Raw genomic sequence first — 16413 nt, forward strand, 5'->3', positions numbered from 1 at the left:
AAAAACGATATCAAATGAAGACGAAATATATCAAGTTCATGTCGGTTATAGGGGTTGCCTTTGGCTTTACTATAATGTCATGTAATAAAACGCTCAACTTAAAGCCGCTTGACCAATTATCAGATGCGGCCTACTTTAAATCACCAACAGATTATAAAACTTTTGCCAACCAGTATTACGGTTATCTTAAAAACTTTACCACCATTAATGGCTTGTCTGACAATCCACATTCCGACGGACGATCGGACCTGTTTGGCGGCGGTGGCGTGTACGGCTCGGGAACCAACATTGTACCGGTTACCGAAGCAAATTTTGGAAATGCCGGAAACTGGAACGTAGACTATGGCCGGATAAGGGCTACCAATTACCTGCTGGATAAGGCCGCATCATACCCAAGGCCAGCCGAAATAGCCCAATATGTGGCTGAAGCAAAATTCTTCCGCGCCTATATCTATTTTGATCTTTTGCAGCAATATGGTGGTGTGCCACTGATTACCAAACCGCTTGACCTTACCTCGCCGGAGTTGTTCGGCGCCAGGGCCACCCGCGATCAGATAGCCGATTTGATTATAGCCGATCTGCAGGCCGCCATACCAGACCTACCGGTTTCGCTACCGGCCAACTCGGCAAATTTTGGCCGTGTAACCCAGATGGCAGCCCAGGCATTTTTAAGTCGCGTTGCACTTTATGAAGGTACGTGGCAAAAATTCAGGTCGGGCGATGCGGCACGGTATAATGCCTTGCTTGATAAATCTATAGCAGCAAGCACCGCCGTTATGGCCAGTAACCAGTATGCATTGTTTGGCACGGCAGCTTCAAACGCGCTTGGCGGCAACAGCACCATACTGGGCGACTCCTGCCTGAAATATTTATTTATACTTGAAAACATCAAATCAAACCCGGCCGGTATAACCAAAACCGCTAACCATGAATACATACTTTCGACCAGGTACGATGACGTGCTGAAGCCGATTAACGTATTTGTGAGCCGTAGCAGTACGGCAACCGGTGTGGGGCAAAAATTTGTAAATATGTTTTTGTGTAACGATGGCCTGCCGGTTGAAAAATCGCCGCAATTTGGCGGCTTTCAAACCTATTTATCAGAATTCCAGAACCGCGATAACCGTTTAAAATACACCATTAAAATTACTTACCAGTATTACTGGTACAGCATAAATGGTCGCGTTAACTGGACCGGAGATGCGGCCGACAGGGCAAATTCGCTGGGGCCGGCAAAACCTTACGGCTATGGCAATCAAAAATGGATATCAGAAAGACAATTGGTAGATGGTCAGGAATCGGAAGATTACCCGGTAATCCGCTACGCCGAAGTATTGCTTAACTATGCCGAAGCGGTATATGAGCGAAACGGAATGATTTCTGATGCTGACCTCAACAAATCTGTAAACCTTGTCCGCCTGCGCTGCAACTCCACCAACGGCATGCCGGGGCTTAGCAACGCCCTGGTAAATGCCAATAACCTGGATATGCGTACCGAAATAAGAAGAGAGCGTACGATAGAACTTTATGACGAAGATTTTAGGTTTGACGATATTAAGCGCTGGCACAGCGGCACAACGGACCTGGTAACCAACATAGGCGGTACCGCTTATGACAATGCTGCCGGTTTTGTAAGCCCATGGCCGGTATCGTATAAATACACAGGCACCCAGGCACAATTAGGCCCTGATGCTGTAAAACCAGTACCCACAAACGCCAAAGACGCCAATGGCAACCTGATCATCGATCAAACGGCCAGGTTATTTGCCGAAAAAAATTATTTATACCCCCTTCCATCCCAACAAATTACGTTAAACCCCCAACTAACCCAAAATCCGGGTTGGTAACTGAGTTGCGGGGGCCCTGCCCCCGCAATTTTTTTTAATGACAGGTGATGCAGGTTTACTGTGATTATATAAAACCGGTTAATTAATTTAATGGATGATGCTATTTATTAAACAGAATATCAGGATATTAGCGTAAGTTTTGTACAGGCCGATATTAAAAACAAACACCATAGAATAATAAAGGTTAAACCCGGTTTCCGGGTAAGCTATTTAGGGGCCTAAAAATATTTTAAGATGGAGAAAAAGAAACCTGACGAATTTGAACCAGCTTTCCATATCAGGAAACCCGAGGTTAGCCAGCTCCGGATTAAGCGGCACTGGGAGTCAATTTTACCCTTGCTTAAACAAAAAAAAGATCCGCCTGCACCAAAAGGGAAGCCCTGAGCTGCTCCTGATTTTATATGCCATCCGCTGCCCCATAGTCTGCGCCTCTCCATGCCCTTCCCCAATAGTTTGATGCTTTGCCAATTATCATAACAAGGCCGCTGATTGCCTTGTGCGCTAAGTTAAGGCTGAATTGTACCCCTGATATCAAAAAAATGCTTCTAAACCGGTTTTTTAGGCTTTTTTGGCTGGTTTACGTATGTCGATTGGTTATTTTATAGCCTTTCTATCGCCCAAAATCCACTCATATTAGCTACTGTAAACCAATTATACGACAATCGAAAAATGCCCGGGCCTATTTTTTTTCAGCCTGATTTTATGTGGCCGTTTTCCGGGAGTTGCAGGAACTAATATCAATTATAACCAAGCATTTTTATGAACAAGAATGACCAGTTAGCAATACGTTGGGAAAAAACCCGGCAGGGTGATGTCAGTGAATTCGGGGCTATTCACCATGAGTTGTACCCGCTGCTTTATCATTACCTGCTGAAAATTACCCGCGACGAAATTGTATCAGAAGACCTGCTGCAGGAACTGTTTATAAAAATGTGGGAACGTAAAGAAAGGCTTGGCCCCATACATAATGTGAAGGTGTACTTTTTTAAGGCGGCGCGGTCGCTCGCACTCAATTATTTTAAGCGTCAAAAGAATCATTTATCAATAACCGACGATCAGCGCGAAATTGATCTTGCTTTTTCCCAGGAAGAAATTTGGGTGAACAGCGAAAATGACCTTGAATTTAACAGGCTGCTCGCCCTTGCCCTGAATGCTTTGCCCAAAAGGCAAAAAGAAATGGTGTTTTTAAAATATTTTGACGGCTGGACCTACGAACAGATAGCCGAAGTAACCGGTATAAATTACCAATCGGTAGTAAACCACATACACCGGGCTATGCAGCAGCTGCGCAATAACCTGGTGTATGATAAACGGGTACAATCCTGTCGTGTAGCAGTTTAAACGCTGCCGTTAGGTGCGATAACTGCAAGTTCCTGTCCCCGCGGGGTCTCTTTGAAAAAGGCCCCAGCGGTTGTACAAAGCCGGTCATAATCCTGAAGCCACGTTGATGTAAGATGATCGGGTACCTCAGGGCCCTCTACCGAGAAATCCTGAGGGGACGGTGAAGGCGAGGGGAACGCTTATTCTTTTGCTTTTTCGTTTCCGCAGGATACCATACATGTACCAGGAACTCATTTATCCGCAGCGCTGCGATTTTCATTTTATCCCCCTTTAAACTTAACTATTGATTAATCTGTAACCTCTTTTTGGTTAATCATCCCCCTTCCGCAGAAGTTTATATAACAGAGATTTGTAATCAGTTACTAACCATCTGCCATTATAAACCGAAGCCTGCCCTGTTTGCAGGAAGTATTTAATTGTGCAACAACACAGTTAAGCTGTGCTATGGCAGCTGGTGCTTACATGCAATTAATTAAACCAATAATACTTAACCATTTATTATGAAATCAAAATTGCTATTACTGTTTTGTTTTTTTTGCCTGCTTCCTTTCTGGAGCTGCAGGAAATCAGCAAATCCTGCCGCAACTATTGCAGACAGTGTTAAAACCGGGAAATCGTCAAAATTAAAGGTAGCTGCCATCAGCCCTTTTGTTCATCCGGGCCTGCTGCACACCGAGGCCGATTTTATCCGCATGCAAACCATGGTATCGGCGGGTACCGAACCCTGGCTTTCGGGCTGGAACAAGCTTACCGCAAACTCCCACTCCTCATCAACTTATGTGATGAAAGGGCCGGTAGATACCGTATACAGGGGTTCCGGCTCGCCCGAAAATTATTCTAAACTATACAATGATGTGGCGGCAGCGTATCAAAACGCCCTGCGTTGGAAAATTAACGGCGATGTGGCCTGTGGCAATAATGCCGTGGCTATTATGAATGCCTGGTCATCTACGCTCAAGGCCATATCGGGCAGTGCCGATAGGTGGCTTGCCGCCGGTATTTATGGCTATGAGTTTGCCAACGCCGCCGAAATTATGCGCTCGTACAGCGGGTGGGCGGCGGCCGACTTTACCCGGTTTCAAACCATGATGCTTACGGTGTTTTACCCCATGAACCACGATTTCCTGGTGAACCATAACGGTGCCTGCATTACCAATTACTGGGCAAACTGGGACCTTTGCAGCATGGCCTCCATCTTGTCTATCGGCATCCTGTGCGATGATGCCGCCAAGTACAATGAGGCCGTTACTTATTTTAAAACCGGTGCAGGCAATGGCGCTATTGATCATGCAGTACCTTTCTTATACACAGGCGGCCTTGGCCAGGGCCAGGAAAGTGGCCGCGACCAGGGCCACCAGTGCCTTGATATTGCCCTGCTTGGCCCGTTTTGCCAAATGGCCTTTAACCAGGGCGATGACCTGTTTGGTTACGAAAGCAACAAGACACTGGCGGTAAGCGAATATACAGCCAGCTATAACCTGGGCAATACCGTGCCGTTTACAACCTACAACTGGGGTAGTGGCACTACCTGCGCGGCAAATTCGCAAACGGTAATTTCCGAGTCGGGGAGGGGCAATATCCGGCCGTCGTGGGAGTTGATTTATAACCATTTTGCCAATGTAGCCGGGGTTACGGCCACCTATAGTGCCCAATATGCCACCAACATGAGGCCCGAAGGCGGGGGCGGTGATTATGGCAGCACAAGCGGCGGCTATGATCAGCTCGGGTTTGGCACCCTTACTTTTACAACAACCACACAGCCGGTTGCCAATGGTACCTATCACCTCCTGAACCGGGCAAGCGGCAAATACCTGGATAACCTGGGCGCCACCACCAATGCTGCAAATGTAGGGCAGTGGGCCAGCAGCACTTCCGGTAATCAAAAATGGGCGCTATCCTATAGCGGCGGATATTACAAGCTTACCTGCGTATCCAGCAGTAAATGTTTGGATAGCAATGCCAATACTGCCGATGGCTCAAATGTTACCCAATGGTCAAGCGGTACGTCGCCAAACCAGCAATGGGTAATTGTACCGGTAGGGTCATACTACAAAGTTGTAAACCGTACCAACGGCAAATGCCTTGATACCGGCGGCGGTACCGCCAATGGCTCCATTATGCAGTTTTGGGGCAGCAACAGCAGTCTTAACCAGCAGTGGTCTATTGTGCCGTAAGTGGTGAGAAGTGAGTGGTGAGTGGTGAGTAGTGAGTGGTGAGTAGTGAGTGAATGAGTGGTGAGTGTTGAGTGGTGGGTGAATGAGTGTCTGAAGTTCTGAGTCTCAAGTTCTAAGTCTGAAGCAGGGTTTGCCCTTTTTTTAACTTAGGGCTTCTGGCTTAGGACTTCAGACTTTAAGCATGATTTATTGAGTATTAAAACCGCGGTTGGTTGTCATTGCATCAGGTAGTTTAACTTTTAAACCGGTTAACCATTGTAACCTGCTATTAAACCTGATGAAAAAATTAGTTATAAAAGATATTGCCGAACAATTGCAGGTGTCAAAATCAACCATTTCATTTGTTTTGAACGGTAAAGCCCGGCAGCATGGCATTAGTATTAAGCTGGAAAATAAAATATTAAAGTATGTTGAAAAGGTAGGCTACCAGCCAAGCCGGATTGCCGTGGGGCTTAGTACCGGCAAAAGCAAAACAATAGGTATGCTTGTTGAAGATATTTCGGACCCGTTTTTCTCTTCAATCGCCCGCGTTGTTGAACGGTCGGCCCTCTCGTCGGGTTACCGGGTTATTTATGGCAGTACCGAAAACGATACCGTACAGGCTATCGACCTGTTGCAGGCTTTTCGTAACCATAACGTAGATGGCTATATTATTGCGCCGCCGCCCGGGATAGAAAATTACATCCAGGAACTGATAACCGATGGCTTTCCCGTTGTTGTATTTGACCGCGACCTGCCCGGCCTTAACTGCGATAAGGTGCTGATTGATAATTTCGACGGTGCTTTGCAGGCTGTAGAACACCTGGTGGCCCGGCAGTTTAAAAATATTGCCATGGTTACCCTGTTATCGAGGCAAAACCAGATGGAAGAGCGCACCAACGGCTATTTAAAGACGATAGATGATGCGGGACTGGCTAAAAAGATTAAACAAATTCCCTACGACCTGGAAAAGCCAAAATGTGTCGAGGTTATCAGGAAGTTTTTAGCGGGCCAAAAAACTATCGATGCGGTTTTTTTTTCCACCAACTACCTTGCCCTGAGTGGCATAGAAGCCATCAGGCAGCTTGGGCTGCGGGTTGCCGAAGATATAGGCATTATTGTTTTTGATGATAACACCAATTTCGAATTATTCAGCCCGTCCATTTCGGCTGTTGCCCAGCCTGTAAAACAAATAGGGGAGCAGGTAACCCAAATAATGCTTAACCGCCTGCAAGCAAACACCCAGGCCGGTTTTGAGCGGGTGGTTTTAAAAACCACATTAATAGCCAGGGAATCGACGGTGAATGAGGTGCCGGCACTCGTTAAATAGCATTGGCAGGAGAAAATGCCCGTCGTTACCAAATCCCTTACCGCGTTAACAGGCATTTTTTTTGACTTTTGACTTTTAACTTAAACCATGGCGTACGCCGCCGATAGAGGCGGCGCCAGGCTTTTTGTTCATACTGCACAGGCCTTATTCACATTGGCCGGTATCCACGCCAATCCTTTACGCGAACTGCCGGGTATACAAAAAACTCCCGGATGCAATTAAACATCCGGGAGTTTTGTCCTCCCGATAGGCAGCGGCAAAAAAGTAGTTATAAACTGCAGGCATAGCCGCCGGGGATTTGCTTTTTTTTCTGATTTCTGTTAGCTTTAACCTACTGCCTGAACTATCATAAAAAAAGTATCATGAAAAAAATTTTAATGAGCGCGGTTGCCTTAACGGTTTTCTCGCTGTCGATCATCTTATTTCAAATAAGTTGTAAAAAAGATGTCCTTGCCGATGTAACGCCAGGTTCGTCGTCTATCAAGGGACTGTGGATTGGCACTTATACCACTGATACACATCCCGACCTTGGCGAGCAATATTTTAGCTTGATTATTAAGCCTGACGGCACCATGATTGCCGATACCAAGGGCGAGGCACAGCAGCATTTAGCCCCCGGTACCTGGACATTAAAAGGCGACACCCTTACCTGTACCTTTACATGTGTTTATGGAATTGCCTCCAATATCGGGATAACCGAAACTGCCGTTGCCGTTTGGGATAAAACCACCAAATTACACGGCATATGGAAAAGTTCTCCTACCCCTATCGGATCAGGAATTATTACTTTGACTAAGGTTGACTAAGGGTAGATGCGAGATTCTTTGATCCTGGTTAAAAATGGCGTAGGCCCGCAACGAAGTTAATTCTTTATCAGGTAGTCCGTCTTAAACTACGTAAAACTACCTACGTAAATACCGTATTTTAACGGGCATAACCGGTAAAAATATTATTGATATTTATTAAAACATTTAATACGTATCGTCATAACCTTAAACCAGATTAACATGCCCGCATTACCTCTTATCAAACTGAACAGCAAAGGCCAGGCTGTAGAAAACTGGCAGGATTTTTTAATTGGCCAGGATTTATTAGATGAACCTTCCGACGGGGATTTCGGCCCTTTAACTTTAGCTGCTACCATCGCGTTTCAAAAAATGGCAGGCCTGCAGCCTGATGGCGTGGTTGGTAATAAAACCTACGGCGCAGCCATGCAAATGGGCTTTAATGGCGTACAGGACGATAGGACAGGCAAGGAAGGCGCCAACTGGCCGCCAAAACCCGATTTTAAGCCATTAGTAAGCAATGCCGAGCGCCAGGCTGTTTTTGGTGAGTTTAAATTTGTGGCCGATCCGCAACCGGGCGACAAAGAACATATCAGGGTAACGGATAACTGGGCAAAGGATAATATTATTATGGTGCCGGTGCCGCAATTAAAAAACATTAGCGGCGGTTCGCATATCCAGTTTCATCAACTGGGGGCCAAACAGCTCATGAAACTCTGGGCAGATTGGGAACGGGCAGGTTTGCTCCACCTGATCCTTATTTGGGACGGATCATATAACCCAAGGTTCGTTAGGGGTAGCACCAAAACTTTAAGTAACCATGCATTTGGGTCGGCGTTTGATATCAATGCAAAATGGAACGCGTTCGGTTCGCAACCTGCATTGGTAGGCCAAAAAGGATGCGTGAGGGAGTTAGTAACCATAGCCAATGACAACGGTTTTTATTGGGGAGGACATTTTACCAGACCAGACGGAATGCATTTTGAAGTGGCCCGTATCCTGCCGTAGTTGCTCTTTAGCCTTTTCAGGGCAGTATTTAACCTAAACCACTGCCTTTAGTACATGCCTTGTGCCGGCTCATTTTTGCTGCACAAACCCTGGCTCAAGGGAAGGCCTAAAAAAGCTGTCGCTTACCGGCGACAGCTTTTTTGCTTGGCAAAAATGTGCTTAAGCTTCAATAAAAGCCAAAAGGTCTTTATTAATGGTGTCGGCTTCTGTGGCCGGCATACCGTGAGGGAAACCCGGATATGAAATCAATGTGCCGTTTTTCAATAATTTAGCTGCCTTTGCACCCGAAATAGGGAAGGGGACAATCTGGTCGTCTTCGCCATGCAAAACCAAAACAGGGATGTCTACGCTTTTAAGGTCTTCGGTAAAATCTGTTTCAGAGAAAGCTTTGATGCCGTCGTGCTGTGCCTTTACGCCGCCCATCATGCCCTGGCGCCACCAGTTGTCTTGTATGCCCGGTTTTATATTGGCGCCTTCGCGGTTATAGCCATAAAACGGTACGGTAAAATCTTTAAAGTATTGGGCGCGGTTAAATGCTGTGCCCTGGCGTATCTCATCAAATATTGCCATCGGAACGCCGTCTGGGTTGCTGTCAGTTTGAACCATCAGTGGCGTAACCGCGCTGATGAGTACTACTTTGGCCACACGGCCTTTGCCCAGGTTGGCTGCATAATGGATAGCTTCGCCGCCACCTGTTGAATGGCCTATGTGTACGGCATCTTTTAAATCAAGGGCCTCGGTAAGTGCGGCCACATCGGCTGCATAGGTGTCCATATCATGTCCGCCGGCAACCTGGGTAGATCTGCCGTGACCGCGGCGGTCATGGGCAATTACCCGGTAGCCTTTTTTAAGGAAAAACATCATCTGCGCATCCCAGTCATCGCCAGATAATGGCCAGCCATGATGAAATACCAGTGGTTTTCCTGTACCCCAGTCTTTGTAATAAATTTCGGTTCCGTCTTTTGTGGTGATAGTGCTCATGTTTTCAATTTTTAAGTGATGTATTTGTTTTGTGATACAAATGTGCAGCTTTTTGGGTTTAGCTGCACTTGATATAGATTAAGAAATGAAAATTTGTGTGCGAAATTCATCCTGTATTTAGCGTAAGGCTTGAGTGCCGGAAATGTGCGATGGCAGACTTATGAGGGGAAATTTGCATCTGAGTATCTAAGAACCTGTCTAAATTTGATTTAGATTATTTATGTATCCTATAAAAATCATTGCCGTTGACTTTAGTCAACGGAATAATGACTAAAAGGCGAATGGCTTTAGCCAAATTCCACTGAATAATTTGGCTAAAGCCAGCAGCGATACTATCTATTACCGTTGACTAAAGTCAACGGCAATAAATAAATCTCGTTTTTAAACAGCTTCTAAGGTTCGTTTCATTTCTATGACATTGTGATTAAATAAGCTAAATTTATTGCTTTAAATATATAATTATGGCCTTATCCAAAAGTCGGTGTTATTGGTTGAAAGGAACATGTGTCTTAAACCTATTCGTTTTTTTACTCGGCATATGTTGTTTATTCGGCTATTTATCCTGCAAAAAAAACACTGCCGATTCCTCTTCTCCAGATAAAAAACCAGTAATACCATCAATACTTGCTATAACCAGCCTAAGTAATAGTTCAGGGCCGTTCAACACCGTTGTGACCATAAGAGGCACCGGATTCGGCAAAGACACAACGCAGAATAAGGTTACTTTTAACGGTAAGCCCGGAAAAATATTAAAAGTAACCGACACAGCCATTACCGTAACAGTGCCCAAGGGCGCAGGCACAGGAGTGGTGGCTGTAGTGTTAAAAAATTCAAAGGCAACAGGGCCGGTATTTACTTATCAATATACAATAACTAATGTATACACTTTTGTAGGGAATAGCAGCGACGTATCGGTTGACGGGACAGGAACAAATGCTTCATTCCATGGCTTTAGAAGTATCACAGCCGACAAGCTCGGGAATATTTACATAAGCGATCCATCAGACCATATCATCCGCAAAATCACCGCAAACGCGGTGGTAACTACTTTAGCGGGCAGTGGTAAAGCTGGATTTGCTAATGGAAAAGGACGACTGGCTTCGTTTAGTACGCCCTCTGGTATCGTAGCCGACAGTATAGGCAATGTGTTTGTTAATGACTTGGGCAATCGCCTTATCAGGAAAATCGCCCCGGACGGCACCGTAACAACCCTTGCTGGCAGCATTACTAATCCTGTTGTCGATGGAAAGGGGCCGGCGGCCGGGTTTTCAGGACAATTAAATGCAATCACCATTGATCAATACAATAACTTGTATGTGCTGGACGACAATAACTTCCGTAAAATAACCTCGGAGGGCGTGGTTACCACCTTACCGCCAAAGTTTCCGGGAAACGCAGTAACCGGTCTTGCTATTGATAAAAACGGAGTGTTTTACATGAGCGCTGGCCATACTATCATTAAAATTTTGCCTTCGGACCCGGTAAGCCTTTTTGCAGGTACCGACCTGCAAGGTGCGCGAAACGGCCCGGGCCTGCAGGCCGCATTTTATTTTCCAACAGGTATCGCCTTTGACAAAGCAGGCAATCTCATGGTAGCAGATACAGACAACTGGATGATCCGGATGATAAGCCCTTCGGCCTATGTGACCACTTTAACCGGCAGACCGAACAGTGGCTACCCAACCGTAGACGGCCCGGCAGACGTTGCAACCTTTTATGCACCGTTTACAATAGCTTTCGATGCATCTGGTAACCTCTTTATTGCTGACCAGGATCACCGAATAAAGAAGGCTGTGTTTGAATAACTAAAACAAAGTATACAGGGTATCTGAATCGCAAGGAACATATTACAGAGCTGGTAAAAAAGGCATGGCTTTACCGAAAGGTTTTAGGCTTAATGACACTCATCATGTTTTTCTGAAGAACGTCACAAGTCCGCCGTCACTCACCTCCACTACGCAGGGCGTGCGCCGAGGGTGATTAGCCTGTCGTCTTGTTCATTTCCATTTTGCTACACGCTAAAGGACAATGGTATTAATTAAGAAGAACAGAAAAACAAAAAAGGAGAGGCTTACCTACCCCTCCTTTTAATTTTTATTAATAACCCGGATTTTGGTACATCTTAACAGGGTTAAGTTTATACTCATCAAACGGAATAGGATAATAACGGTCTTTTGTACTAAAGTTGGCTACCTGGGCCAAACCGAAGTCGGTTTGTTTTTTGGCTTTAAAGTAAGCTACCAACTCATCGGTAGTAAATGTACGCAGCAAATCAAACCAGCGGTGGTGCTCAAAGGCCAGCTCAACACGGCGCTCGTGTAAAATAGCCAGCTTAAGCGTAGGGTATCTTGAAGCATAATCGCTATTTGTCATTGATACGGCATAGGTTGGCATGCCTGCGCGGGTACGTACCTGGTCTAAGAATCCGGTTGCAGTTGCTGCATCACCAAGATAGTTGTTTACTTCGGCAAGCGACAGGATTACATCGGCATAGCGCATCAAAATCCAGTCGTTACCACCATAGCCATTAACACCGGCAGCGTTGCTAACATCCCTGAATTTGGTAACAAACCAATCTTTAACAATAGGGTCGTTAGCGTATTTAACAGAAAAGGTCATTCGTGGATCGTTAGTTTCGTACTCATTTATCAAATCGTGGGTGACATTATAGCCCGCGCCAGATGATGGTTTTTGCGAGTTGATAGTTTCGCCTTTCGCCTGGAAATTGGCAGCTATTGCTGAACTGTAGTTAAGATCACCCTGGATGTTCACAATCTGGAAGATCAGCTCCGGGCAGGTTGTTTTCTTACTTACATCAAAAACATCGGTATAAGGTATGCTGTTTAAATCGCCAAAATTACGCATGTTGTAAGCAGCCATTAAGGCAGCTTTGGCGTTGTTTAAATTAGTGGTTCGGTTAGCCTGATCTAAAGTGGTAGCCATGGTAAGGTATGCCTGGCCCAACAGGAAATTAGCGGCCGCTTTTGATACCCTGCCGGTTGACGCTTGCAGGTTTGGAAGCGGGCTGTTAACAACGTCAGTTAAATCGGCTATTATTTGCTGGTAAACTGCATCCTGTTTTACCCTGAAAGTTGAGGCGGCCACATCGGCGGCAGATGATAGTTGTTTGGTTACCAAAGGTACATCACCCCAAAGGCGCACCAGTTCAAAATAAGTAAATGCACGCAAGAATTTGGCCTCGGCAGCATACTTCAACTTTAAGTTATTATCTGGAAAGCTAACCTGGTCGATGTGCGATAACACCACATTGGCGCGGCTAACAGTGGTATACAATGATACCCAGTGGGCTTTTAAATAGGTATTGCTTGGCAGGATAGAAAAGTTGTTGAACTGGAAGGGCTCGCCGGCGTTTGACTGGTTATCGTTAGTGCCGGTATCATCCGAACGCTGATCTGTCCACAAATCACTTCCCTCGCCAACATTGTTACCGCTGCGCATTGATTGATAAATGCCGTTTACAGCCAGCAACACGTCGTTGGGTGTTTTGTAGCTTGCGTCAACGGTTACGGCGTTGGGGTCGCTTTCATTTAAAAAGTCTTTTTTACAAGACGGGCTTATGGCCACAACCGCAGCAAGGCAGGCGATGGCTAAAAATTTCTTATTCATTTTTATATCTCTTAAAAAAATTATCAAAAAGTAACGTTTACACCTAAGTTGTATGACCTAACCAGCGGATAGGTACCATAATCGATACCAGGTGCAAGGTTGGCTGGTTGCGTGTTGTTTGATGCGGCACCAGAGTAGTTATAATCTACATCGGGGTTATAGCCTTTATATTTGGTTATAGTAAACGCGTTAACTACGCTTGCAAAAACACGTGCCTTGGTAAGGCCCAAAGTGTTTTGCAAAAAGCCCGGCAGGGTGTAACCTAATGTTAAGTTGGTACAACGCAGGTACGAGCCGCTTTGCAGGTAAAAGGTTGATAAACGGGTACTGTTACTTTGCGTACCGGCACGTGAAGCGCGGTAAAACGAGCCATCGCCCGGGTTTTCTGCATTCCTGTACCTGTTGGCTACGTTGGCGTATTGATTGCCCGAGCCTTCACCATTATACAGGTAATAGTCCTGTCCGTCCAAAATCTGGTTGCCGTATGATCCGTTGAAGGCAGCGCTTAAATCAAAATGTTTATAAGTACTGTTCAATGCAAAGCCGTAAGTAAATTTGGCATATGGCGAACCGATAATGCCTTTATCGGCATCGTTTACAATACCATCGTGATTGGTATCAACAAACCAGAGGTCGCCTATTTTAGCAGGGTTGGTTTGTGAGGCAGACGGTGCGGTTTTACCTAAATTATCGGCAGTAATTATACCACCAACTTTAAAGCCATAAAACATCCCAATTGGCTGCCCTTGTGTAGTGATGCTGGTAAGGTATGATCGCTCGGCACCGTTTATGATCAGGGTGTTGTTTGATGGTAGTTTAACAACTTTATTCCGGTTTAATGAAATATTACCGCTTGCACCAAAAGTGAAATCCTTATTGTTAATGATCTTTCCGTCTACCTGGAAATCAAAACCGCTGTTACGGATTTTGGAATCGCGCAGGTTGGTTAGTATCGTTGTACTGCCCGATATTGCCGAAATTGGCTGGTTATACAACAGGTTGTATGAATAACTCAGGTAATAGTTGGCAATAATTGAAAGGCGACCTTTGAACAGGGAGATATCGGTACCAAAGTTATACTGCGAGGTAGTTTCCCAGCTTAAGGTATTATCTTTTATCCCACCCGGATAGGTTGCTGTTACAGCGCTGTTACCATCAAGCACAGTGCCTGTAGGTGTTGCCAAAGTTTGTTGTATGGCGTAGTTAGGGATATTGAAGTTACCGCTTTTGCCCCAGCTTGCGCGGATTTTAACAGTTGATTGATCGCCAAGGAAGTTATGGTAAAAATCTTCGTCGGACAAATTCCAGCCGGCAGCAACCGATGGGAAGTAGCCATACTTATTTGCCGGCCCAAAACGTGATGAACCATCGGCACGGAACGATGCGGTTAAAAAGTATTTACCTGCGTAGTTATAGTTAGCACGGCCAAGGTATGATAACAGCGTATATTCACTCTTATAAGCAGAGTTTAAAGCAAAGTTAGCTGCAAGGGCGCCCCTGTTTGATATTTCGGGAATCGCATCATTTTGGAAACCGTTTGCTTTTACGCTGATATAATCGGCAGAGGTAATTTGCGCGGTGTAACCAGCCAGGGCGTCAAAGTGGTGCCTGCCAATTTGCTTGTTGTAATTTAAGGTAAACTCGGCAAGCCTGTCAACAGTTACCAGGTTTGAAGCCTGCGCATTAGCGGCCAAAATTGATTGTTGTGATCCCGGAGGGAAAGCACCACTGCTTAACGTGGTTGGATAATAATAATCATACTTCTCGGTATAGGTTTCGGTACCCAGGTTTGTTTTAAAATCAAGGCCATTCAATATGTGGTAAGTTGCTGCCGCGTTATAATGGCCGCGGTAGCCTTTCCTGTTAATTTTAATACGCTCGGCAAGTGCCACCGGGTTTTCAATGCCCTGGTAACCATACTGGGTTGAACCGGCAACTTCGGCATTGGTGGCCAATGAGCCATCGGCATTATAAGCAGGCAGGTAAGGCATGTAAATAAGCGCGCCAAGAATTGGGCTGTGGTCAAAACGACCTTCCTGTGTTTCCTGGTTGGTATTTTGGGTGTAAGCTACATTGGCCGCAATGTGGATGCGCTTGCTTACATCGCCATCAATATTTGCGCGGAAGTTATAGCGCTGCTGGCCGGTACTTTGAATAATACCCGGCTGGTTTTGGTATGAACCGCTCACATAGTAACGGATATCACTTGATGCGCCCGAAAACGACAGCGTATGCTTTTGCATAAAAGTATTGCGGTACAACTCATCCTGCCAATCGGTATTTACGGCTTGTTTAATAGGGGTTTGCGTAGCGAAATTATACAAGCCATCGGGGATACTTACGCTGCCGGTGTTACCAACATTGGCTACACGGGTTGCATTCGGGTCAGAATACATGGCATCATTCCAGGTGTGGCCGGTGTTAACCCAAAGGTCATGATAGGCGTTGTTGCGACCATCTATTACCAGAAGTGCAGCCTGGTCGGCATTCAATAGTTTTACTTTATGGGCCAGCTGGTCAATTCCGGTTTGCACATCGTATTCAAAACGGCCTTTGCCCTGTTTACCTTTTTTGGTAGTGATTAATACCACGCCGCCGGATGCGCGCGAACCGTAAATAGCGGCCGATGCAGCATCTTTTAATACGTCGATACTTTCCACATCTTCCGGATTAATGTAGATGTCATTTGATGGGTAACCGTCGATAACGTACAAAGGATCAGAACTGGCATTGAAGGAGCCGATGCCCCTAACCCTGATTTTGGGGCTGGTATATGGCGCACCGCCTGTTTGCGATACCTGTACACCCGATACCTTGCCAACAAGCGCCTGCCCCAATGAAGGAGAAGAAAGATTTAAATCGCTTGATTTTACGCTGGCAACCGAACCGGTAACATCGCTTTTACGGATGGTTTGGTAACCAATGGCTACAACCTCATTAAGCATGTTGGCCTGTGGCACCAGTTTAACATTTATATTGGCCTGGTTGCCAACGGTTATTTCCTTTGGCAGGTACCCAATAAATTTAAAAACCAGCACGGCTCCCGGCTCTGCAGCAATGCTATATTTTCCGCTCACATCTGTTGATGTACCTTTATTGGTGTTTTTGATCATTATTGATACACCAGGCAGGGGTTGGTTGGTTTCGTCGGTTACGGTACCGGATACTTGAGTTGCCTGGTTAACCGCAATTTTAATAAGGGTTGCAGCGTTTGAGTTAAACGCGGTTGCCATGATCATGAGGCAGGTAAAAGGTTTTAGCAAAAACCTTCCAAAAAGATCACGGATAATCTTTTTATTCATATTTTTAAAAGTTGATTGTTAGGAAATGACAGTAAAGCT

12 protein-coding genes are annotated in these 16413 nt (G+C 45.6%); 9 read left to right on the forward strand and 3 right to left on the reverse strand.

Annotated elements, in window-relative coordinates:
* Positions 1–14: 14 nt before the first annotated feature.
* The 8 genes from ACFGVS_RS28200 to ACFGVS_RS28235 all read left to right on the forward strand — a co-directional run bounded on the left by ACFGVS_RS28200 (position 15) and on the right by ACFGVS_RS28235 (position 8464).
* Complete coding sequence (locus tag ACFGVS_RS28200; RefSeq protein ID WP_090648153.1) at positions 15–1847, forward strand: RagB/SusD family nutrient uptake outer membrane protein; 1833 nt, start codon at positions 15–17, stop codon at positions 1845–1847.
* A 234-nt stretch (positions 1848–2081) separates the two neighbouring features.
* Positions 2082–2231: a hypothetical protein gene (locus tag ACFGVS_RS28205; RefSeq protein ID WP_274209243.1), complete on the forward strand. Its 150-nt coding sequence runs from the start codon at positions 2082–2084 to the stop codon at positions 2229–2231.
* Positions 2232–2606: 375 nt separating this feature from the next.
* Positions 2607–3188, forward strand: a complete 582-nt coding sequence (locus ACFGVS_RS28210; RefSeq protein WP_439696498.1) for an RNA polymerase sigma factor — start codon at positions 2607–2609, stop codon at positions 3186–3188.
* A gap of 500 nt (positions 3189–3688) precedes the next feature.
* On the forward strand, positions 3689–5362 hold the full coding sequence (locus ACFGVS_RS28215; protein WP_439696499.1) for an RICIN domain-containing protein: 1674 nt from the start codon (positions 3689–3691) through the stop codon (positions 5360–5362).
* 277 nt (positions 5363–5639) lie between these two features.
* On the forward strand, positions 5640–6671 hold the full coding sequence (locus ACFGVS_RS28220) for a LacI family DNA-binding transcriptional regulator (RefSeq protein WP_439696500.1): 1032 nt from the start codon (positions 5640–5642) through the stop codon (positions 6669–6671).
* Between the two features lie 87 nt (positions 6672–6758).
* Entirely contained in the window at positions 6759–6893 is a 135-nt protein-coding gene (locus ACFGVS_RS28225) for a hypothetical protein (protein WP_274209240.1), read from the forward strand.
* Positions 6894–7033: 140 nt separating this feature from the next.
* Positions 7034–7477, forward strand: a complete 444-nt coding sequence (locus tag ACFGVS_RS28230) for a hypothetical protein (protein WP_439696501.1) — start codon at positions 7034–7036, stop codon at positions 7475–7477.
* A 201-nt stretch (positions 7478–7678) separates the two neighbouring features.
* Positions 7679–8464, forward strand: a complete 786-nt coding sequence (locus ACFGVS_RS28235) for a M15 family metallopeptidase (RefSeq protein ID WP_090648180.1) — start codon at positions 7679–7681, stop codon at positions 8462–8464.
* A gap of 159 nt (positions 8465–8623) precedes the next feature.
* Here ACFGVS_RS28235 and ACFGVS_RS28240 read toward each other — a convergent pair whose 3' ends face one another.
* Positions 8624–9445 carry an alpha/beta fold hydrolase gene (locus tag ACFGVS_RS28240; protein WP_090648185.1) on the reverse strand — a complete coding sequence of 274 codons (822 nt, stop codon included), beginning with the start codon at positions 9443–9445 and terminating at the stop codon, positions 8624–8626.
* Between the two features lie 461 nt (positions 9446–9906).
* Between ACFGVS_RS28240 and ACFGVS_RS28245 the strand changes: the two genes are divergently transcribed.
* Positions 9907–11250, forward strand: coding sequence for an IPT/TIG domain-containing protein (locus ACFGVS_RS28245; protein ID WP_439696502.1), 1344 nt, complete (start codon positions 9907–9909; stop codon positions 11248–11250).
* A 292-nt stretch (positions 11251–11542) separates the two neighbouring features.
* On the opposite strand, the gene ACFGVS_RS28250 is transcribed toward ACFGVS_RS28245, so the two are convergent.
* Complete coding sequence (locus tag ACFGVS_RS28250) at positions 11543–13072, reverse strand: RagB/SusD family nutrient uptake outer membrane protein (RefSeq protein WP_439696503.1); 1530 nt, start codon at positions 13070–13072, stop codon at positions 11543–11545.
* A 23-nt stretch (positions 13073–13095) separates the two neighbouring features.
* Positions 13096–16374 carry a SusC/RagA family TonB-linked outer membrane protein gene (locus ACFGVS_RS28255; RefSeq protein ID WP_439696504.1) on the reverse strand — a complete coding sequence of 1093 codons (3279 nt, stop codon included), beginning with the start codon at positions 16372–16374 and terminating at the stop codon, positions 13096–13098.
* Positions 16375–16413 lie beyond the last annotated feature (39 nt).

The sequence above is a fragment of the Mucilaginibacter sediminis genome, assembly GCF_051903035.1.
In the GTDB taxonomy this organism is placed as follows: Bacteria; Bacteroidota; Bacteroidia; order Sphingobacteriales; family Sphingobacteriaceae; genus Mucilaginibacter.

What these genes read in the sequence shown, in the direction of transcription:
- ACFGVS_RS28200 (WP_090648153.1), top strand. Translation starts at nt 15, where the DNA reads ATGAAGACGAAATATATCAAGTTCATGTCGGTTATAGGGGTTGCCTTT.
- ACFGVS_RS28205 (WP_274209243.1), top strand. Translation starts at nt 2,082, where the DNA reads ATGGAGAAAAAGAAACCTGACGAATTTGAACCAGCTTTCCATATCAGG.
- ACFGVS_RS28210 (WP_439696498.1), top strand. Translation starts at nt 2,607, where the DNA reads ATGAACAAGAATGACCAGTTAGCAATACGTTGGGAAAAAACCCGGCAG.
- ACFGVS_RS28215 (WP_439696499.1), top strand. Translation starts at nt 3,689, where the DNA reads ATGAAATCAAAATTGCTATTACTGTTTTGTTTTTTTTGCCTGCTTCCT.
- ACFGVS_RS28220 (WP_439696500.1), top strand. Translation starts at nt 5,640, where the DNA reads ATGAAAAAATTAGTTATAAAAGATATTGCCGAACAATTGCAGGTGTCA.
- ACFGVS_RS28225 (WP_274209240.1), top strand. Translation starts at nt 6,759, where the DNA reads ATGGCGTACGCCGCCGATAGAGGCGGCGCCAGGCTTTTTGTTCATACT.
- ACFGVS_RS28230 (WP_439696501.1), top strand. Translation starts at nt 7,034, where the DNA reads ATGAAAAAAATTTTAATGAGCGCGGTTGCCTTAACGGTTTTCTCGCTG.
- ACFGVS_RS28235 (WP_090648180.1), top strand. Translation starts at nt 7,679, where the DNA reads ATGCCCGCATTACCTCTTATCAAACTGAACAGCAAAGGCCAGGCTGTA.
- ACFGVS_RS28240 (WP_090648185.1), bottom strand. Translation starts at nt 9,445, where the DNA reads ATGAGCACTATCACCACAAAAGACGGAACCGAAATTTATTACAAAGAC.
- ACFGVS_RS28245 (WP_439696502.1), top strand. Translation starts at nt 9,907, where the DNA reads ATGGCCTTATCCAAAAGTCGGTGTTATTGGTTGAAAGGAACATGTGTC.
- ACFGVS_RS28250 (WP_439696503.1), bottom strand. Translation starts at nt 13,072, where the DNA reads ATGAATAAGAAATTTTTAGCCATCGCCTGCCTTGCTGCGGTTGTGGCC.
- ACFGVS_RS28255 (WP_439696504.1), bottom strand. Translation starts at nt 16,374, where the DNA reads ATGAATAAAAAGATTATCCGTGATCTTTTTGGAAGGTTTTTGCTAAAA.